Annotated in this window: 19 protein-coding genes; 8 read left to right on the top strand and 11 right to left on the bottom strand. The window is 59.5% G+C overall.

Annotated elements, in window-relative coordinates:
* The first annotated feature begins 109 nt into the window (after positions 1 to 109).
* Positions 110 to 256 carry a hypothetical protein gene (locus B150_RS23270; RefSeq protein ID WP_020400468.1) on the top strand — a complete coding sequence of 49 codons (147 nt, stop codon included), beginning with the start codon at positions 110 to 112 and terminating at the stop codon, positions 254 to 256.
* A gap of 95 nt (positions 257 to 351) precedes the next feature.
* Positions 352 to 1536: a type III PLP-dependent enzyme gene (locus B150_RS0113490; protein WP_020400467.1), complete on the top strand. Its 1185-nt coding sequence runs from the start codon at positions 352 to 354 to the stop codon at positions 1534 to 1536.
* A gap of 11 nt (positions 1537 to 1547) precedes the next feature.
* On the opposite strand, the gene B150_RS21095 is transcribed toward B150_RS0113490, so the two are convergent.
* From B150_RS21095 to B150_RS0113470, 4 genes are all read right to left on the bottom strand, one after another.
* Entirely contained in the window at positions 1548 to 2309 is a 762-nt protein-coding gene (locus tag B150_RS21095) for a cytidylyltransferase domain-containing protein (protein ID WP_020400466.1), read from the bottom strand.
* A 6-nt stretch (positions 2310 to 2315) separates the two neighbouring features.
* Positions 2316 to 3278, bottom strand: a complete 963-nt coding sequence (locus B150_RS0113480; protein ID WP_020400465.1) for an ATP-grasp domain-containing protein — start codon at positions 3276 to 3278, stop codon at positions 2316 to 2318.
* A complete protein-coding gene (gene pseI, locus B150_RS0113475; protein ID WP_025896729.1) occupies positions 3275 to 4330 on the bottom strand; it encodes a pseudaminic acid synthase in 1056 nt (351 codons plus the stop codon). The genes B150_RS0113480 and pseI overlap by 4 nt, the downstream gene beginning before the upstream one ends.
* Positions 4331 to 4458: 128 nt before the next feature.
* Entirely contained in the window at positions 4459 to 5379 is a 921-nt protein-coding gene (locus B150_RS0113470; protein WP_020400463.1) for a hypothetical protein, read from the bottom strand.
* Positions 5380 to 5642: 263 nt separating this feature from the next.
* On the opposite strand from B150_RS0113470, the gene B150_RS0113460 reads away from it, so the two are divergent.
* Genes B150_RS0113460 through aroQ form a run of 4 tightly spaced genes read left to right on the top strand, consistent with a single transcriptional unit; the run spans position 5643 to position 8840 of the window.
* Positions 5643 to 6866 carry a TIGR03862 family flavoprotein gene (locus B150_RS0113460; protein WP_202899631.1) on the top strand — a complete coding sequence of 408 codons (1224 nt, stop codon included), beginning with the start codon at positions 5643 to 5645 and terminating at the stop codon, positions 6864 to 6866.
* A 53-nt stretch (positions 6867 to 6919) separates the two neighbouring features.
* Positions 6920 to 7795: an alpha/beta hydrolase family protein gene (locus tag B150_RS22520; protein WP_020400460.1), complete on the top strand. Its 876-nt coding sequence runs from the start codon at positions 6920 to 6922 to the stop codon at positions 7793 to 7795.
* 11 nt (positions 7796 to 7806) lie between these two features.
* Complete coding sequence (locus B150_RS21085) at positions 7807 to 8316, top strand: SixA phosphatase family protein (protein ID WP_020400459.1); 510 nt, start codon at positions 7807 to 7809, stop codon at positions 8314 to 8316.
* A 5-nt stretch (positions 8317 to 8321) separates the two neighbouring features.
* On the top strand, positions 8322 to 8840 hold the full coding sequence (gene aroQ / locus B150_RS22515; protein WP_025896725.1) for a gamma subclass chorismate mutase AroQ: 519 nt from the start codon (positions 8322 to 8324) through the stop codon (positions 8838 to 8840).
* Here the strand turns inward: aroQ and B150_RS0113440 are convergent.
* Positions 8837 to 10048, bottom strand: coding sequence for a M24 family metallopeptidase (locus B150_RS0113440; protein WP_020400458.1), 1212 nt, complete (start codon positions 10046 to 10048; stop codon positions 8837 to 8839). The two genes, aroQ and B150_RS0113440, sit on opposite strands and share 4 nt — an antisense overlap.
* 118 nt (positions 10049 to 10166) lie before the next feature.
* Here B150_RS0113440 and B150_RS0113435 point away from each other — a divergent pair, with 118 nt between their 5' ends.
* Complete coding sequence (locus B150_RS0113435; RefSeq protein ID WP_020400457.1) at positions 10167 to 11306, top strand: glycosyltransferase; 1140 nt, start codon at positions 10167 to 10169, stop codon at positions 11304 to 11306.
* Positions 11307 to 11309: 3 nt separating this feature from the next.
* Here B150_RS0113435 and B150_RS21075 read toward each other — a convergent pair whose 3' ends face one another.
* The 4 genes from B150_RS21075 to B150_RS21070 form a co-directional block, all read right to left on the bottom strand.
* Positions 11310 to 12863, bottom strand: coding sequence for a SulP family inorganic anion transporter (locus B150_RS21075; RefSeq protein ID WP_020400456.1), 1554 nt, complete (start codon positions 12861 to 12863; stop codon positions 11310 to 11312).
* 182 nt (positions 12864 to 13045) lie between these two features.
* On the bottom strand, positions 13046 to 13318 hold the full coding sequence (locus B150_RS0113425; RefSeq protein WP_020400455.1) for a hypothetical protein: 273 nt from the start codon (positions 13316 to 13318) through the stop codon (positions 13046 to 13048).
* Positions 13319 to 13389: 71 nt separating this feature from the next.
* Positions 13390 to 15186, bottom strand: a complete 1797-nt coding sequence (locus B150_RS0113420; protein ID WP_020400454.1) for a glutathione-regulated potassium-efflux system protein KefC — start codon at positions 15184 to 15186, stop codon at positions 13390 to 13392.
* On the bottom strand, positions 15179 to 15724 hold the full coding sequence (locus B150_RS21070; RefSeq protein ID WP_020400453.1) for an NAD(P)H-dependent oxidoreductase: 546 nt from the start codon (positions 15722 to 15724) through the stop codon (positions 15179 to 15181). Before B150_RS21070 ends, B150_RS0113420 begins: the two co-directional genes overlap by 8 nt.
* A gap of 215 nt (positions 15725 to 15939) precedes the next feature.
* Here B150_RS21070 and B150_RS0113410 point away from each other — a divergent pair, with 215 nt between their 5' ends.
* A complete protein-coding gene (locus tag B150_RS0113410) occupies positions 15940 to 16299 on the top strand; it encodes an energy transducer TonB (protein ID WP_081611465.1) in 360 nt (119 codons plus the stop codon).
* Here the strand turns inward: B150_RS0113410 and B150_RS0113405 are convergent.
* Positions 16296 to 17198, bottom strand: coding sequence for a LysR family transcriptional regulator (locus B150_RS0113405; RefSeq protein WP_020400452.1), 903 nt, complete (start codon positions 17196 to 17198; stop codon positions 16296 to 16298). The genes B150_RS0113410 and B150_RS0113405 overlap by 4 nt on opposite strands.
* A 63-nt stretch (positions 17199 to 17261) precedes the next feature.
* A complete protein-coding gene (locus B150_RS0113400) occupies positions 17262 to 20471 on the bottom strand; it encodes a TonB-dependent receptor (RefSeq protein ID WP_020400451.1) in 3210 nt (1069 codons plus the stop codon).
* Positions 20472 to 20508 lie beyond the last annotated feature (37 nt).

The following is a 20508-nucleotide window of genomic DNA, read 5'->3' as shown; positions in this document are numbered from 1 at the left end:
CCTCGTAGACCGCAGTCCGGCAGACACGTACGGGTAACGACGCAAATCGTCCTTTGTTGATTGGGGTATGGCCTTGGCCGCACCCAGGTTGATTGAAGGGGTTTGCCTGATGATCCGTACGACCAAATATGGGGCGCTTTCGCTGCTTGCGGCCTCCCACGAATTCGAAGCCAACCGGCAATTTCTCCCGCCTGAGATCTATGATTATTTCTCAAGCGTGATCGAACTTACCTATACCGCCGCGCATCAGGCTTGATGCGCCAAACGCCAGCGTTTTGCTGACGGCCCAAACGCTCTGACCATGGGGGTCCGGGCGCACCACTTCATCCTCTTATGACAGGATTTAGGGCAATGCAGGTATTTGAACTTCTCCGCCACGGTACAACCGGTAACGACTGGGCTCTCGACGGCCTCAACATCTACGCAAGCGTGGCTGATGCCGTGCACGCGGAAGAGTGCAACGACAGCGTCCATGTTTTCTATCCCGAGAAACTGGCGGACAAAGCTGCGCGGTTCCTCAACGGTTTCCGCGGCACGAACCTTTATGCTGTGAAAGCAAACCCGCACCCTGTGATCCTCAAGAGCCTGTGGAACGCTGGCGTGCGCGACTTTGACGTGGCTTCCCTTCGTGAAGTGGAACTGGTCGCGAACACGCTGCCGGGCGCGAACCTCTATTTCATGCACCCGGTGAAAAGCCGTCAGGCCATTCGTTATGCTTACGCCATGGGCGTGCGCGCTTTCTCCTTCGATAGCCTTGATGAGCTGATCAAGATCGAGGAAGAAACGAGCTACGCGACTGACCTCAAGCTGTTCCTGCGTCTTGGCGTGTCCGTGAAGGGTGCAGCCTACGAGCTGACCGGTAAATTTGGTGCACCGCTTGACCTCGCGCCCCTGATGCTGCAGCGCGCGCGCCTGTCCGCGCAGCGCCTTGGTGTGTGCTTCCACGTGGGTTCGCAGTGCATGCGCCCGGAAGCTTTTGCTGATGCCATCGGCCAGGCCGCTGCGGCTGCGAAAGCGGCTGGCGTGACGCTTGACGTGATCGATGTTGGTGGTGGTTTCCCGGTTGCCTACCCGGGCATGGAGCCGCCGGCGCTTGAGGAATATTTCCGTGTGATCCACGCAGCACTCGATGCGAACGGTTTTGCGGACACTGCAACGCTCTGTGAACCCGGCCGCGCCCTCGTGGCTGAAGCCGGTGCTGTGGCTGCACGCATTGAACTCCGTAAAGGCGAAGAGCTGTACCTCAATGACGGTACCTACGGTGCCCTCTTTGACGCTGGCGTACCTGAGTGGCCCTTCCCGCTTGACCTTATCGCATCGGATGACCGCGCAATGAGCCAAGAGGTGATTGGCTACCGTGCCTACGGCCCGACGTGTGACAGCTGTGACAAGATGGCTGGCCCGTTCCCGCTGCCCGCTGACGTTCGCGAAGGCGACTGGGTGGTGTTCGAACACCTCGGCGCTTACGGCATTTCCATGCAAGCGCGTTTCAACGGCTTCTATTCGGAAACGATGGTCGCTGTTACGGGTAAATAACGCGGGTGCGGCTAGCTGGCCGCATCCTTGTATATCTGCCGGGTAAGTGCCGCCCACTCTTCCGCGCGGCCACGGTTGATGCTGCCGATTTCGGGATTGTCTTCACAGGCCTTCAGCACCTCGCGCCAGCCCGGCATGGCCGGGTATGGCGGCAGCACTGCGCATAGCGCTTCAAGGAAAGCATAGTCTTCAGGGTAATCCAGCACCCATCGCTGCTCACCTGAGTAGTTATATTCTGCCCGGTGGTTGTAGCGGGATATCTGCTCTGACCGTTTCAACCACAAGGTTACGTGTTCCCGGTCGAGCGGATTTTTGGCCTGGACGCCTGCCAGCCTCAGAGCCTCTGCCGTCATGCTTTCACTATCAAGGCCATGAGGCCAAAGTGAGGTGACGGCATAATCCGCTCCGCTTTCAATCATACCGGCCAGCATGCCTCCCGAAACTTCCGGATCAAGGAACGGGCAATCAGACGTAATGCGCATCACATATTTCGCCGGATGCGCCTCAAGCGCTGAAAGATAACGGGCTAGGACGTCAGTCTCGCTACCCGTAACAACAGCGGCGCCAACGGCTTCCGCAGCTTCCTTGAGTGGTAGGTTATAATCCCCTTCCGGGATCGCGACGATGACCTTATCCACACCTTCAATTGCCGTTGCCCGGTCCACCACACGCTGAAGCACCGGCACCCCGCCAAGGGTCTTGAGAACCTTGTCAGGCAGGCGGCTGGAGGTGCGCCGCGCCTGTATCACACATATGCAGTTGAGATCAGCCATAGACAGTCATTCGCCAGGCATCACCAGCCGGTCGGTGGCATAGCGCATGGACATCAGGCCGGTTTTAATGTCGCGCGGGTCGCGCACGGTCTCGTCGCCCCGCATCAAGCCGACGATACGCTCGGGCGAGGCAAGGCCACCTTGGATGCTGAGGTTCGAACAGCCGCCAAAGCGCGCGTTCACTTCAATCACCCGCGGGCCGTCTTCCTCATTATAGAAAAACTGCGCGAGATTATGGCCCCTGAGGCCAAGGTCAGCCGCGATCTTGAGTGCCAGCTCGCTCACCGCAGGCAGGTCCACAATCCGGGACCGCCAGCTCTCCCCATTCACCAGCTTCAGGCGTTCCCGCACCGCGGCCTGGATGGGCTTGCCGTCAAAATCCATCAGGATATCGCAGCTCAGCTCCCGGTCGGTCACATAGGGCTGCATGACATAGTCATTTACATCAACACCGAGGCGCTGGAAGGCAGAAAGGCTTTCCACCATAACGCCGCCGCCCGTAAACGTGCCGTTCCGGTGGCGCATGAAAATGGGGAAAGCGTTTTCCTCATGCACATCTGCGATGGGCAGCACGGGGAAACCACGGTCCGCACAGTATTTCTGAAAGTCTTTTTTGTCCTGCGCCAGCGCCAGCACATCAGCATCCGGTAGTGGCACGGCAACACCCATGGCCTCAAGTTTCGGCTTCATGCGTGCGAGCTGCTGCAGTTCACCGTCCCGCGTCGGGATCAGGAGGGAGATATCATGCCGCGCGCAGATATCGAGGACCTGTGCCTCATAGGAAGTATCACCGTCCTTTGGCAGAACCTCAAAAGCGTCGGCAAACTGCCCGGCGCAGCAGTCCTTGTCCATGTCCGACGCCACAACCTTCCCGCCCATGGGATGCAGGACAGCACCAAATGCCTCAACAAGCAACACCTTCGCAGACGCGCTCGTGATCAGGCAGTTTATGGTGTCCGTCCCTGTCATTCTTCCAGCATATCCCAGCTTAACGGGCTACCTTGTGGCACATCCCGGTTGAGGGTCCGCCCCAATACATCAGGCAGGTGCCTTGTGTGCAATCCCCCACTTGGCCGCACGCTGCGAACACATCCGCTGTCCAGCCTCTCCCCCTTCTTAAGGTCTTTCGTAACATAAAGCGAGCGCCGGAATCGAAGGCTCTCTTTTTCCACCTCAAGCGGCGCTGTCTTTGGGCTACCGATGGCGGCATGAACAGCGTTCGACTGTTCAATGAGTGCCTTAAGTTCCTGCGGCTCCAGCGAAAAGGCGCTGTCGATCGCACCGTCATCGCGCGTGAGGCACACGTGTTTCTCAATCACGGAAGCACCGAGCGCCACCGCTGCCAGCGCCGCGTTCAGGCCCAGTGTATGGTCAGAAAAGCCGGTTGTGACACCGTACTTACCACTGATGTGAGGAATGGAGGCGAGGTTCGCATCTGCCATATCTGTGGGATAGGCGCTGATACAGTGCAGCACGCACACCTCGTCCACATTGTGGGCCTTGAGAACCGAAAGTGCTTCCGCCAGTTCTTCATCTGTCGCAGCACCGGTGGAGACCATCACGGGTTTCCCTGTGGCAGCCACCTTCTCAATAAGCCCGATATCCACCAGCTCGCAGGACGCGATCTTGTAGGCTGGCGCGTCGAGCTTGCTCAGAAGATCAACCGCGCTCGGGTCGAAGGGCGCACTGAACGCAATCAATCCCAGTTTACGGGCATGCTTGAACATGGCCTCGTGCCACTCGAACGGCGTGTGCGCTTCCTGATAAAGATCATGGAGTGTTCGTCCTGCCCAGAGCTGACCTTCCACACGGAAGGCCGGGGCATCGCTTTTTAGTGTAATGGTATCAGGGGTGTAGGTCTGGAACTTCACCGCTTCGGCGCCCGCCTCGGCGCAGGCAGTGATCAGCTCAAGTGCGCCCTCAAGGGTTCCGCCATGGTTGCCGGAGATTTCCGCCACCACAAGGGGCGGTGCGCCGTCACCAATTTTTCTGCCTTCAATGTCGAAGGTGCGGTTGAACATAAGACCCTGTTTCAAAATGCACGACGACCGACCCGTCAGCACCATAATTCATTGGAAATATTGGTAAATGCAAGCCTTGATCGTGTGTGCGGACACCTGTGCAACATGTGAGCGGGATTTGCGCACCCTCAGGCGAAGGCAACCTCAGCCATTTTGGCCGCAATATTGTCCGCCGCGCCAGCGCGAATAGCTGCCTCGCCCGCCGGTTCCCGGTGCTGCAATAGCGCGAGAACAGAGACATTATGCGGGTCGTAAGCATCAAGCGTGGCCACGCCAATCTCGGGCAGGAAACCCACATTTTTGTGCTGGTCCGCCTGTGTCGCAGTTGCGCAAACCTTGCAGCCTGCAGCGAGCGCTTCAAGCACCGTTGCCCCCGCCGCCCCCACATAGGTGCGCGCGCGGCCCAGAAGCGCAGGCATATCAGCGCCACGCAGGATGGTGATCTGGTCCCCGTCAAGTGCGAGGAGCGCGGCACATGGTTCCTGATAGGATGGGATGGGCACGTAAACCGGCTCACCCGTGCGGGCATGGAGTTCTGCCGCGACAGGTGCGGCAAGGCTGCCATCATCGGTGCCACCAAAGCTGACCACAAAACCAGTACGTGCCGCGTAAGGCTGCGCGTTCGAGAAAAACACATCATCCACCAGCGCGCAGGATGGCCCACGGAAGATTTCCTGCGCCTTGTAGGCGGAGTAATCAAGGCCCGGCGCATAAAGATTGGGGTTGATGACAAAATCACAGGTGACCGGGCGTTCCGCCAGGTCATCAATCACACAGCTGAGCCGCGCACGGGCACAAAGCGCCGTCACCTCATCAGCCGTCTGGCTGCAGGTGTCCATAACGAGGAAATCAAACTGTTTTGGCAGGTTTGCGACCGGCAATGCCGAGAAGCCCATGGCTTCTATCAGGTCGCTGCCTTCGCCGCTCGTGACATAGACGTCGCAGGCAAAACCTTGCGCCTTGAGGGCCCGTGCGAGCGTAAGCGTACGCCTGACGCGCCCTAGACCCGACTTCCTGCCACATTCAATGATGATTGACGCCCGCGTCAAAGTACTCTCCCAACCGTATCGGGACAGGAACCCATTTGTTCCCCAAGCCCCGGCTGCACCCAAACAGTGCATGCCACCATGCATGCTATATGCCAAGTGTTAATAATATATATCTAAAGCGAAAATCTGGAACCGGCGTTCCAAATCGGCGGTTTTGCCGTGCAGATTCTGCCCAAAATCACCAGCACCGTGTGGGTCATACTTGCCGCTGATGCGTGAAAAAGCTACGGTGCGCGCAACATGAGGACGGAGCATCAGCGCCAGTGACACAGCCTATATTAGAGGTGGATATTGCCATCATGGGTGGCGGCCCGGCTGGGCTGATGGCGGCCGAAGTGCTAACACGTGCCGGGCATGCTGTTCATATCTTCGAGGCCATGCCGACACCGGCGCGCAAGTTCCTGATGGCGGGAAAATCGGGCCTCAACATCACCCACTCGGAACCGCTGGAGCAGTTCCTCACCCGCTATGGCGCGGCAACAGACAGGGTCAGCGCAGCCGTTCGTCATTTCACACCGGACGATATCCGCGCTTGGGCGGATGGCCTTGGCACCCCCACTTTTGTCGGCAGTTCGGGCCGTGTGTTCCCAGAAGTATTCAAGGGCTCTCCGCTCCTCCGCGCGTGGCTGGCGCAACTGGGGGAAGGTGATGCAACCCTTCACACCCGCCACCGCTGGGTGGGCTGGCAGGACGATGCGCACCTGTTTGAAACCCCGGGCGGCCCCCGCACGGTAAAGGCTCGCACGACCCTATTCGCCTTCGGCGGCACAAGCTGGCCGCGGCTTGGTGGCAACGGTAACTGGACAAGCGCTTTTGAAGCTGCGGGCATTCCGCTTGCCCCCTTCAGGCCCGCCAACTGCGGCTTCAACCATGGCTGGAGCGAATTCCTCTCCGGGCGTTTCGCGGGTGAGCCGGTCAAGAATGTGCTGCTTGGCCACAAGGGGCAAACGGTACAGGGCGATTTTATCGTCACCCACCACGGCATCGAGGGCAGTTCGGTCTATGCGCTTTCCGCAAGCCTCAGGGACACGATCGAGGCCGAGGGCAAAGCTGTTCTGACGATCGACCTGACACCGGACCGCACAGTCAAGCAGTTGTCGGACGCGCTCGCGCGCCCACGTGGTAAAAAATCATTCGCGACCCACCTCAAGCGCGCGACCGGCCTGACAGGCATCAAAGCCGCGCTGCTGCGGGAGCTGTTGCCACCCGCCACCTTCGATGTGCCCGAAAAAGTCGCCGCGGGCATCAAGACCCTGCCGCTTGAGCTTACCACCACCCGCCCGGTTGCTGAGGCAATCAGCGTTGCGGGCGGTGTGTGTTTTGACGCGGTTGATGAACACCTGATGCTCAAAGCCGTGCCCGGCCAGTTTGTGGCTGGTGAAATGCTGGACTGGGAAGCCCCCACCGGCGGTTACCTGCTAACCGCCTGCATGGCCGAAGGACGGCAAGCAGCCAATGGCATGCTGCACTGGCTCAAGCGGGATTGACAGTCGCGCCAATATGCTCAAGCTCAGGGACGAAACCAGCCTTGGGGGATATCATGAAACATACACTCATTGCCTTGCTTGCAACCACCATCAGCGTCGCAGCGCATGCCGCGAATCCGGTGCTTGAGGACCCAGCGGACGTGAACCGCGATTTCCCGCCCGGCCTGATTGAGCTGACGGTACCAAGCGGCGGCACCGAGATGGTTGGCCACATGTATACCGCGAACGGCCCCGGCCCGCACCCGACCGTGGTGATGCTGCACGGCTTTCCGGGCAATGAGAAGAACCTTGATCTCGCGCAGTCGCTGAGGCGCGCGGGCTTCAACACGCTCTATTTCCATTATCGCGGCGCATGGGGCAGCGGCGGAGACTATAGCGTGCGCCACGTGACGGAGGATGCTGCAGCGGCGCTCGCTTATGTGCGCGAAAAAGGCAAGGCGGGCGAGATGCGCATTGACCCCACACGCGTCAGCCTGTTTGGCCACAGCCTTGGCGGCTTCAACGCCATTTATACTGGTGCTGCGGATAAGGGTGTGCTCTGCACCGTCGCCGCAGCCCCCGCAGACCTCGCGCCTTTTGTTGGCGCGGCCAGCAGCGAAGCAGTTGTGAGCACAGCAGCGCAAGCGCCCGTGCCGGGCCTTGACGGCTATTCCTTCGCTGATCTGGTGACCGAGACCAAAGCCAATGTGGATGACTATTCCCTCAAGGGCAAAATGGCGGCGTTTGAAGGCCGGGCGCTGATGATTGTCTCCGGCGGGCTCGACACCGTCGTGCCGCTGGATATTCAGATCCCGCTTGCCGAAGCCGCACAGATGGCCGACGCCAAACCCTTCTCCCATGTGGTGATGGACGCTGACCACAGCTTCTCCTGGGGTCGTATCGCCTTTATGGAGAAAGTCACCAACTGGATGCAGAAAAACTGCCAATAAGGATGCCCTCGATGCGCAAACTGACCCTTGCCCTGTTGTCTTTCATCTTCCTCGCGCTGCCTGCATCAGCAGAGCCGGTGCTTTACCTCGTGCGTCATGCCGAAAAGGTAGCCGACGGTAGCCGTGACCCTGCGCTGACACCAGAAGGCCTCAAGCGCGCTGAATGGCTGGCGGGCTATTTTGAGGACAAGGACATCAAAACCGTCCTGTCGACCGACTATAAACGCACGCAGCAGACCGCCGCCCCGACTGCCGCAGGCTTCGGGCTTGAGGTAGAAAGCTATGACCCGAGCGACCTGAACGAGCTCGCCAAACAGCTCAAGGGCCTTGAAGGGCCCGTGCTGGTGCTGGGCCACAGCAACACCACACCGGTCCTCGCCGGTATCCTGCTCAAGGACCCGATGGAAGAGCTGGATGAGCGCGTCTATGACCACATTTACGTGCTGACACCCGGCAAAGGCGGCTACAGCCTGCGTGTCGATTATAGCGAACCACGCACCGCGCTGCCGGAGGGCGAATAACCCAAATGTTCCGCCACGCTGCTCTTATTTTTGTCCTCGTCTTCAGCGCGCCCGGCGCATTTGCCGCCGACGCGCGGCTGGACGCACTTGCACACAGCATTGAAGCGCGGCTCAAAGTCATGCGCGGCGTGGCGCACTATAAGTGGGAACATCATATTCCCGTTGAAGCGCCGGAGCGCGAGGCAGCAGTCATCAAGGCCACCGTTACGCGGGCAACCGAGCTTGGGCTTGATGAACAGCTCGCCACGCGCGCGGTGACCGCACAGATGGAGGCCGCAAAAGCGGTGCAGCGCAAATTGATTGCCGCATGGGAACAGGGCGAGGACGTGCCTGAGGGTCAAGCACCTGACCTCGCCGGCGAGATCAGGCCGCTGATCAACGACCTTACCGCTGAATTCCTGACCGCCCTCAAAGCAGCGGCGCCGCTTCTTGAAAGCTGCGCCGCGCTCTATAGGCCAAATGCGGTCACACCCGACGTATGGTCGGTCGCGACCGCAGGCCTTAACCCTGAAGCGTGCGACTAGGCCGCCAGCCCAAATGGGTCATCAATGCTGTGGCTTGGTTCGGTGAACCATTTGGGGCCGTCTTCGGTCATGTAAAAATGGTCCTCAAGCCGCACACCAAATTCACCGTAAAGGCAGAGCATCGGCTCGTTCGAGAAACACATGCCGGGCGCAAGTGGCGTATCGTCTGACGCTACGAGGTAAGGCCATTCGTGGATATCAAGGCCAATGCCGTGGCCGGTACGGTGCGGCAGGCCGGGCACATTATAGCCGGGGCCATAACCGAACTCTTCCAGCAGACTGCGCGCCGCGATATCCACATCGCCGCAGCGGGTGCCAAGTTTGGCTGCTTCAAACGCGCGGGCCTGCGCCGCCTTCTCATGGTTCCAGACTTCACGCTGTTTCGCGCTCGCCTCACCAAATACATAAGACCGGGTGATATCCGACTTGTAGCCAAGAAGGTCACAGCCGGTATCAATCAGCACCATGTCGCCCGATTTCAGGGTTTGCGGGTTCTTCACCCCGTGCGGGTAGGCTGTCGCTTCACCGAACAGAACGATACAGAAATAAGACCCGCTTGCGCCCACGCGCTTGTGCGCTTCATGAATAAACGCGGTGACTTCCGTCGTCGTCACCCCTTCATGCAGCATGGCGGCCGCGGCCTTGTGTACTTCAAGGGTCATATCCTTGGCGCGCTGCATGATGGCAAGTTCCGCCGCGGACTTGCGCATGCGGCAGGCAGCAACAATGTCTTTCGCGTCAACAAATTCGGTACTGGGCGATGCCTTCGCCACACCGTTTGAGAGGAAAAACGGGCAAGCTTCATCAAGCGCGACCTTGCCCTCAAGGCCAAGCTCCGTAAGCAGGCTGGCGAACAGCGCATAGGGGCTCTCGTGCTCTTCCCAGCCGTGGACGGTGCCTTCAATGCACATGAAGTCCCGGAGTGTGCTGATCTCGAACGCCGGCGCGATATAGTGGATGTCCCCTTCCGCGGGGATCAGCGCGCCCACCATGCGTTCGCTTGGCCACCAGCGGGTGCCGGTGAAATAATAGAGACTCGTGCCCGCGTTCACATAGGTTGCAGCCACACCCTCCTCTGCCATGCGTTCCTGCGCGCGCTTGATACGGGCCGCAAACTCCGCCTCCGTGATCGGCTTCACATCCGCCGTCATGTCCTTGAGTTTTGCGAGTTCCTGTTCAGCTGTCGAGCCGCCAACACCGATTGCCATGTTGCCCTTCCTTTGTCCTTATTGGTTTCGCGCCGCTTTTATCATGATCGGACAAATGCATATAGGCCCGACTTGCAGATGATGCTAACAATCCAACAAAGGGGAGGACAGACGGGCCGTGTCACGTGAGCTAACCATTGCCATTGTCGCCAAGGATGCGGCCAGCACCATTGAGCGTGCGGCACGCTCTGCACTTGCCTGTGGCGACTATCCTGTCCTACTGGTTGACGATCATTCCGGGGACGAAACAGTTAACCTTGCGCAAGATATACTGTGCGGGCGACTAACGGTCGTGCGCACAACCGAAGCGCTTGGTGTCGGCAATGCCCGCCAGACGGCGCTGGAGCATATCGATACACCTTTTGGCATGTGGCTGGATGCGGACGACGAACTGCTGCCCCACCGCGGCCACACCATGCTTGATGCGCTTAAGGCAGGGGCGGACCTGGTGGTTGACCCTGTCATGCTGTTCGATAGCGCAAGCGGCAAGGATATGGGCTTGCTCAATATTCCCGACTTCATCCGGGCGCCGGGTGGCATCTGGCGCTCGTTTGAACGCAACTGGATTCCCATGCTGGCGGGTGGCTTTCGCACCGACTTGGCCTCACGCGTCGGCATCGACCGCAGGTTCCGCGCGGCGGAGGACTATGACTTCCTGCTACGCGCCCTGATGGCTGGCGCACGGATGCACATCCTTGATGACTGCGGCTACCGCTACGCACACTCCCCCGCATCACTGTCGCGCAACCTTGATGTCTCGGTCGCCTTCACCGAACAGGCGCTGATGAAACATACCCTCGCGCAGGTCATTGACCGACTTGAAGAGAGCAGCATGCCTGCCACTGCAAGGCATTATACGCTTGCCGCGTTTGCGCTTCGGCAACAGAACTGGCCGACATTTGATGAGCAAGTTACAGCGCTCGCCCGTGATGACGGCACCCTGCCGCCCTATGGGCGCACAGGCGCCTGGCTCGCCGGCTTCCTCAGCGCCACCGCAGCGCTCGATCGAGGTCAGCCTCGCTCGGCAATGCATCACCTCGAACTGCTGAACGACAACCGCTCTACCGATATTCTCAATAATCTTGGTGTTGCCAAATGGCAGATGGGAGACCAGGACGATGCAAGGGCCGCATGGCAGGCAGCCCTCAAGTTGATGCCAGCCTATTATGACGCACAGCGCAACCTTGAAGCGGGGGGCGACGCTTTGCGCCTCACCCGCTTCCCACTACGCCGGGCTGCCAGCCGTTCAAGTTATTGAGTCTTACGCGCCCTTTGGCATCTCGTCGTCGAAGGTGTGGCCGTAGTCAACCGCAACACCGTATTTCGGATCCTCGACCTCGGATGCGCGAACCATCGTACCCGCTTTCTTGAGCAGCTTACGGCAATCCGCACTGAGGTGACGGAGCTGCACACTCTTGCCTGCGCGCTCGTATTTCTCGGCCAGGCTGTCGATGGCTTGAAGGCCGGAATGGTCCAGCACGCGGGAGCCGGCAAAATCCACAATCACTTCCTCGGGGTCGCTTTTGGGGTCAAAGAGCGCGTTGAAGCTCTCGATCGAGCCGAAGAAAAGCGGGCCATTAAGGATATAGATTTTGCGCGCGGCGCCGTCCATCTCGGTCTTGGCGGAGATGCGGCGCGAGGCTTTCCATGCAAACACAAGGGCCGAGACAATCACGCCCACAATCACCGCAACCGCAAGGTCGCTGATCACTGTGACAGCGGAGACAAGCACCAGCACAAAGGCATCCGAGCGCGGAATCTTGTGCATAATGCGGAAGCTGGACCAGGCGAAGGTGGCGATCACCACCATGAACATCACACCCACAAGGGCCGCGAGCGGGATCTGTTCAATCGCGCTTGAAGCAAACAGGATGAAACACAACAGCAGAAGTGCAGCCGCCGTGCCCGCAATACGCGTACGACCACCGGATTCGATATTGATCATGCTTTGGCCGATCATGGCACAACCGCCCATGCCACCGAAGAAACCGGTGATGATGTTCGCCGCGCCCTGCGCCGCACATTCCTGCGACGCGCCACCGTGGGTCTCGGTGATCTCAGCCACCAGGTTGAGGGTCAGGAGCGATTCAATAAGTCCGATGGCCGCGAGAATAACGGCATAAGGAAAGATGATACCCAGCGTTTCAAGGTTGAACGGCACCGCCGGGATATGGAAGGACGGCAGGTCACCGGCGATGGAAGCAAGGTCGCCCACGCGGCGCGCATCAAGCCCCATGAAGGTCACGATAGCCGTGGTTACCAGAATGCCCACCAGCGGCGCGGGCAGGAACTTGAGGAACTTGCCGGAGAGCACGATCACACCCATCGTCAGCGCCACAAGGCCAAGCATCAGATAAAGCTGCTCGCCCTGCATCCATGTGAGCGCACCGTCAGCGCCCGCAATCTTGAACTGGCCAAGCTGGGCGAGAAAAATAACGATGGCGAGGCCGTTCACAAAGCCAAGCATCACCGGGTAAGGCACCATACGGATGAACTTGCCGAGCCGCGCAATGCCCGCGAACACCTGAATGATGCCCATCAGCACCACGGTGGCGAACAGATATTCAACGCCGTGATTGATCACGAGGGTGACCATGACAACAGCGAGCGCACCCGTCGCGCCGGAGATCATGCCGGGGCGGCCACCAAAAAGTGCGGTCACCAGACCAACGATGAAAGCCGCATAGAGCCCGACGAGCGGATGCACATGGGCCACAAAGGCAAAAGCCACCGCCTCCGGCACAAGCGCAAGTGCGACCGTGAGGCCGGACAGGAGTTCCGTTTTGATGCGGGCGGGGGTCAAAGGCACGTTCATCGGGCTTGCTCTTTCATGCCTGACGCACCCGCGCGTGAGCGGGGCAGGCTTTCTTGATGGTCTGGATCATCAGGGCCGGAATGCCATTGCGTCCGGGCCGAAGTGAGGGGGCCTAATGCGACATTTTGGCCGGAAATGCAAGCATACCTGCGTGAAACTATCGTGGCAGTGCCGCGCGTTGCCTAGCCTTCAAACGGAATTTCGATGTTGGTTTCGCCAGCCTCAAGCATGTAAACCACTGCAAACATGGCGATTTTCCCCATGTCTTCCGTCACATGGCCCACATCGCGCGCGTGCATGTATCCGGCGAGCAGGCTGGCGGCCTGACCATGGTCCATCTTCACCTCGGGCAGCATGCCGTTGACGATGGCATAGTCACCGTCCGACACGTCGAAGGTGCCTTGAAGAAAGGTCTCGCCGTCTTTGACGACACTTACGTGCAGGCTGCGGGGCATGGTCTTTCCTCTGTTCCGGCGTCATGTGCGGGCGTTCGGTGCCCTTTACTGCCAACGAATGCGGCCCTGTGTCAATGCCAGCCGGGGTCGCCGGTGTTTTCTTCCTCGTCCGCGCTCATGATGCGTTCAAGCTGCGCGCGGGATTTCTTGGCGAAATCGACCGATTTCTGCTCATCGCCCCGGAAGGCGGCTGATGCTTCGATCATCTTTTCATCATAGTGGCGGAATTTGCGCGCGGCCCGGTGCGCCTCATGGGCGCCAAAGCCAAGCTCGCGCAGTGCCAGCTCACCGAGCTCGAGCGCGGAGCCGAACGTTTCGCGCCGCACGAGCACAACACCCAGTTCGCGCAGGTCATTGACCGCCGGGCGGTTACGCGCACGGGCAAGGATGGTGAGGCCCGGGAAATGCTCACGCGCGACACGCGCGGCTTCGATCACGGCTTCAGAATCGTCCATCGCCAACACAAGCAGCCGCGCCTTGGCAGCCCCCGCGCTTTCAAGGAGGTCAAGTCGCGCGGCGTCGCCATAAAATACCTTGTAGCCAAACTTGCGGATGAACTCGATATGGTTGGGGTCATGGTCCACCACTGTCATCGGCACCTTGAAGGACATCAGGAAGCGCCCGACGATTTGGCCAAAACGACCGAAGCCCGCGATAATGACATGGTTCTCGTTGCCCACCACGTCCGTCTCCTGCTGTTCAGCATTGCAGAGCCGGGAGAAGAGGTAGCGGTCGTAAATGAAAAGCAGAAGCGGCGTCACCAGCATGGAGAAGGTGGCCACCACCACCATGAGCGCGGCAAATTCGCGGTCGATCAGTTCCGCGCCGAGCGCGACGGAAATCAGCACGAAGGCAAACTCGCCACCTTGAGAAAGCACAGTTGCAAACAGGAACTGCTCTGCCGGCACATGCCCCCCTGCGCGTGCCACAGGTAGCAGCACCGCGACCTTGAGCACAACAAGCAATAACACGAGGCCAATGACAACAAGCGGTTTCTCGATAAGGAGCGAGAAGTCCACCGACATGCCGACAGCAATGAAAAACAGCCCGAGCAGCAAGCCCTTGAAGGGCTCGATATTGAGTTCAAGCTCGTGCCGGTATTCTGATTCCGCAAGCAGCACCCCGGCGAGGAAGGTGCCCAGCGCCATGGAGATGCCCACCGCTTCAGCGAGGAGGCCCGCGCCAACCACAAGGAAAAGCGAGAAGGCGGTGAAGATTTCGCGCAGGCGCGTAGATGCAATAATGCGGAAAATGGGCCGCAGCGCAAAACGCCCGCCAAGCACGATGATGGCAAAGAAGGCCACGATTTGGAGAGCCGCCACCCAACCTTCGGTGCGGCTGTCGTGCATGCCGGGTTCAAAAAGCGGAACAAGCGCCAGAAGCGGCACGACGACAATGTCCTGGAACAGCAGAACCGCGAACGCGCTTGTGCCAACAGCCGCGCGGCCCAGCCCCCGTTCCTCCAGCGCCTGAAGCGCGATGGGGGTGGAGGACATGGCCATCGCAGCACCGGCAATAAGCGCGACCGGCAGGGTAAGCCCAAGCCCAAGGCCAACGGCGGCGATCAGGAGCGTGGTGCCGAGCACCTGCACGCCCCCCATGCCAATGGCCGGGCGCCTGAGCGACCACAATTTGGACGGGTTGAGTTCAAGCCCGATAATGAACATCAGCAAGACCACCCCGAATTCCGAGAAATCGAGGATCGCTTCAACGTCGCTGATAAGCTTGAGGCCCCAGGGGCCGATGGCCATGCCCGCCACCAGATAGCCAAGCGCCGAACCAAGGCCCAGGCGTTTGAACAGCGGCACCGCGATGACGGCTGCACTCAGGTAAACCAGCGCACTTTCAAGGAATGTCTGTTCAGTCATGCGGCGCCCCCGTCAGGAGTGAGCGCAAATGCGCCACATAGCGATCACGCGCGGTATCGCGCGCTTGTGCGCTCAGGTCCCGCGCGCCGTGTACCACAAAGGCCGGTTCCGGCTTCATGCCGCAAAACCGTGCGGTTTGCATCAGCGGTTCGAGATAGGTCTCAATCGGTGCGCCGTGCGGTTTGCCCGGCACATAGGACGTATGCTGCGCGCCCGTGGTGACAATGGCAGAGAATCGCTTGCCGTGCAGGGCATGCCCGCCATGGCCGAAAGCAAATCCTTTGGTCAGCACATGGTCCTGCCATTCACGCAGGATCGACGGCACGCTGAACCAGCGAATGGGGAACTGCATGATGACGGTCTCGGCAGCCACAAGATGGCGCTGCTCCTCGCCCGTATCGATATAAAAATCGGGATAGAGCTGATAGAGATCACGCACCACAACACCTTCATTTGCAGGCACTGCATCAATCAGGTGCCTGTTCAGGTAAGACCCGCGCGGTGTGGGATGCGCATAAAGAAGAAGTAGCTTGCTCATAGATGCCCGCCGTTGACTGTTGGTGCGAGCTTAATGTCGCTTTGCCTTTGAGGCCAGCCATCAGGAGAAAATTTTCTCTTACGCGAGCTTAAAATGTTATTAAGGGATTGAGGCGCATAGTGCGCTGATGCGCTCAAGCATCAACAGGAATTGATTTGAGCCTTGTGTCCAACATGTGTTCCTACTTTCGCGTCAAACAGGAATGGGGTGGCATCATGAAAATCTCCAAAGGCCTCGTGGCCGTGATGGGCCTCGCGCTTGTCTCCTTTACCGGTACGTCGGTTCTGGCCGACGCCATGGAAGACTGGCAGCGGGAAGTTGTGCAGAAAGTGGCAGCCAAACAGGGCTATCCACGTATGGCGGTTGCGCGCCAGATTGAAGGGTCAGCCAAGGTCAGGCTTACCGTTTCGGCTGACGGTACGATCAGCAATTTCGAGATTGTGGAAGCGACGGGCGAAGAAGTGCTTGACCGCTCGATCCCCAAACTTATGGAGCGCCTGAGCCCCCTGCCAGCGCTACCGGCGGGCCACAATGAAATGAGCTTTGTGCTGCCGCTGACCTGGTCACTGGACTAGGATACCGCCGTATTTTCCCGCGCATGGAGCCGTCCCGCAAGGGCGGCTTCGATTTCGCTCGCCCGGTCGCCGATAAACTGCCGGAACACACGCATGCGTGCCGACGACCGTGTATCGCTATGGCTGAGGAGCCATACATCAAGCGTGGGGGCCGGTTCGCTCAGCCGCACCAGGTCTTTCTGGCAATCCCCCATCAGGCAGGGAATATAGCCGATCCCGCCTCCCTGCTTGATCATCGCCAGCTGAATTTGCGGGCTATTGAAATGACCAAGCTGCTTGAGGTGTGGGAACGGGGTTTCCTTGATCCATTCCGGGCAGCCATCCGGCTCTCCCCATGCAATCCAGCGTGCATCACTATCCGCGTCATGCGGTCGGTGCTGGGCCACATAGTCGCGGGCGCCATAAACCGCCTGATGCAAGGTGCCAAGCTTGCGGCCGATAAGATGCGGCGGCGGCGCGGCGGTGAAGCGGATCGCCACGTCGGCCTCGCGCTTGGCGAGGTCAAACACCTGCAACGAATCATCGATGCGCAAATGAATATCTGGGTACTGCCGCATGAAGGCGATCAGGATGTCACCAAAATAACCTGTTGCCAGCATCGGGTCAGGCAAGGTCAGCCGAAGCTGGCCGCATAACATATCGTCGCGCCCGGCCACGCTTCGCCCAAATGTGTGCAGGCATTCATCGGTCTTTAGCGCGATGGGCAAAAGCTCCTCACCTGCGCGCGTGAGGCGGTAGCCATCCGGCAATCTGTCAAAAAGACGGGCACCCAGTGCACCCTCAAGCGCCTCGATCCGGCGCGAGACGGTGCTGTGGCTGATGCGCAGGCCTTTGGCGGCGATGCGCATGGACGGTGCTTCCGCAACCGCGAGAAATATCTTGAGGTCATCCCAGTTCATGATGGTTCATATCTGAACCACATATCTGAAATTCAAGCCCGCAGACGCACCGTGTTTGAAAATTTAGAAGTCGATGACCACGCCGGCGTAAAAGCGGCGACCGACAATGTCATAATATTCGGGGAAGGTGTCGCTGACCGAACCACCGAACACCCGGCTCGGCATGGCATCAAACAGGTTGCGCACCCCGCCGTAAAGCGTGGCATTCCCATGAATACGAACGCGGGCCGAGACGTCATGATACCAGATTTCATTGATATGAAGTTCCGGTATATCGCCGTCTTGCGTCAGCCTGCCGATGGCCTGCAGCGCCTCATAACTCGACACCACCCCGCTCCGATACCGGGTGTCCCAATCGACCGTCACATCACCCATGCCAAGGCTGATGCCGAACTGGAAGCGGTGCCGCGGGAACTTGGCCGTCCCGAGATAGTCAAGCGTTTCGCCGCCCGGTTCCGGCTGCCAATCAACCCGGTGATTGAGCGTGTAGCGCCCGACAAAGGAAAACTCGTCAATAATGCCAAAGAGACCATCGTCCCTGAGGTCAGCGACATACTGGAGGTCGATATCCAGCCCCTCCAGGGTTTCGCGGCCCTGGTTGATATAGGTGCTTTCAACAGAGATAAGACGGCCGGTGCTGGGATCGCGCTGGATCATCAGCTTGCGTGTTGACGCGCTTTGGCCACAGAAGGCGTGGCTGAGGTTTTCACTCTCATAGCAGTCAGCCAAAACCCGGCTTGCATCGACCGGCACGATATAATCGTCGATCACCATGCGGTAAGCATCCGCGCCAATGCGCAGGCGGCCGGGGAAATAGCCGTTCATCTCTTCGGTGTCGAACACCACCCCCAAAGTGAAGTTCGAGGATTTCTCCTCCCTGAGGTTGGGGCTGCCGAAAATCAGGCTCTCGATCGGGGACGGGTTATATTCAAGCCCGCCACCCGCACTCAGGCGCCCTGCCGCTGTACAGTTCTCGCGCACAGTCTCGGACGTCAGGTCGGTAAACACGCAAGGGTCGGTATAGAAGCCGAAGGTGCTAGGGCCCGCCGAATAAAGTTCCGCAATGTTTGGCGCACGCCTGCCCGACTGAAAGGACGCGCGGAAGCTGAGGCCGCCGTATGGCGACCAGATACCGCCAACGTGCCAGTTGACGACAGTCCCGACGGTGGAAACCTCCGACAGGCGCACGCCGCCAGTCGCTGTCAGTTCCTCCACACCCGGCAGGTCGCTGAGTAGTGGCAGGGTGATGTCACCATAGAAATCGAGCGCACCAAAAGACCCGGACGAGCCAGGGAAATTGAGCGAGCCCGACACGGGACGGGTATTCAGCAGTTGGTCCGGTTCGTCCTCAAGCCCCTCGAAGCGGTACTCTGTCCCGAAGGACACCCGTGCTGCTTCGTCGGTCAGGAATTCAATGGGCCCAGCGAAAGCCAGGCTGACAATATGCTGGTCTGCATGCAGGCGGCGCACGGCATTGGGGGCCGTCAGGAACTTGAGGTCCCCGATGGTAAAGCCTTCACTGCCAAACGGATTGATAACCGAACAGCCCTGCACATTGGCGCAGCGGTCTGGGTCAAGCGCAGCCTGATAATTGAGAAGGTCCAGCAGGCCCGAACGCTCCTCCCGCACCTGGCTGCGGCCATACTGGTAGTAGGCATCGTAAGTCCACTCAGGTGCCATGGTGCCCTGAAGACCGATCATGGAACGGAAGGTACGGCGTTCGATTTCGGTCCGACGCGGGCCCAGTTCAACGATACGGCGCTGAAGCACAATACCTTCCGCACCCGGTATGTCTTGCACGATGGAGCGCACATCATCCGGCACATAAGGGTTCGTGAGCGGTACCATGATGGTGTCATCCAGGCCAAGCACAAGCCCGCTGGTGTGAAAAAGCGGCATGGGCGCGAGCGAAGAAGCAATCGCCGTGGAGGCAAAGCTGTTCTCGAACACCAGCCGCTCACCGCCTTCAAAGTCATACTTCCAGTTCACGGTGCCAAACACCCGCTCAAGCGGGGTCAGCAGGGTCTGGTCAGTGGCATAGTTATAAAGCTGGTCGAGCCGGCCTTCAAACGGCTGGATTGAGGTGCCTTCTTCACTGAAGATATAGGCCTGACCGAGGTCGACCTCGTTGCCGTTTGCGGTAATGACCGAGCCAAAGGCACCGCGCCCACCAAGCGAACTACCGCCGTATCCCGGGCGAAACACGGCACCGGGCGTGCCTGGGCTAACCTGTTTGCCACCCTTCGCGAAACCGCTTGGATTTGCGGTAATGTCACGGTCACCGAGATTGAGGCCCGCCTGGTCATCCAGCGTGATGCTGGCGACAAGGCTGCCGCGGCCATCGGCGAATTTGGTGCCATAGGTGAGCGAGGCGACAATTTCCTCGCGGTCACCACGGCCGGTAAGTCCGGTCTGGAACGCGGCTGACCAACCTTCAAAATTGTCGCGCAGCTTGAAGTTCACCACGCCGCTGACAGCTTCACCCCCGAAGGAGGTGGTCGCGCCGCCGCCAATGATCTCCACCCGCTCCACAAGGGCAGCCGGTATGGAGTTGAGGTCAACACCGTAAAGCGCCTGATTGCCGCCGTATGTTGGGATGAAGCGCCTGCCGTTCACGAGCACCATGGTGCGTTCCGGCCCGACGCCGCGGAGATCGGCGAGATTAAGGCCAGCAGGCGTACCAAAAAGCGTGGTGTTGGCAGACGTTACGTCGCTGAGCATCGCAGGCAGCTGGAACAGATAGTCGGACACGTTGATGGTGCCGCCAAACTGGATGCGGGTGCCCTCAAGCGCGATGCTGGGCTTGAATTTGAAATAGGGTGGGTTGATGGTGCGGGTGCCAACAATCAGCAGCTCGTCCACCACCGTGCTGGCGCTGATGGCGATGGGCTCAATGGGTGCTGCGATGGCTTCCTGCCGCGCTACCTTCTCCGCTACCGCACGGCGGATTTTCTGCGGCACGATGGCGAGCGTGTCACCGCCCACATTCACCACGCGAAGGCCCGAGCCCTCAAGCAGAAGGTCCAGCGCGACCTGGCCCGAGTATTCGCCGCTCAGCTCAGGCGACATCTTGCCCGCCACAAGGCGGCTGTCGAACACAAGTGCGAGGCCAGTGAGGTCAGTGAATTCAATCAGTGATTGGGATAGCGGCTTTTGGGGTACTTCAAACTGGACAAGCGTATTCAGGCCAGCAAGTTCCGCTGCCGATACATGACCGGACAGCAGTGATGCCAGAATCCCCCCTGCGATTATCCTGTTCTTTTTTAGCGCCATCCTGAGCCTTCAGAACCCAACACATTACGTTTGTTAT

The organism is Kordiimonas gwangyangensis DSM 19435 = JCM 12864 (genome assembly GCF_000375545.1).
Classification (GTDB): Bacteria; Pseudomonadota; Alphaproteobacteria; order Sphingomonadales; family Kordiimonadaceae; genus Kordiimonas; species Kordiimonas gwangyangensis.
The sequence above is the reverse complement of the archived record's forward strand: the minus strand, read 5'-3'. Positions and strand labels throughout refer to the sequence as shown.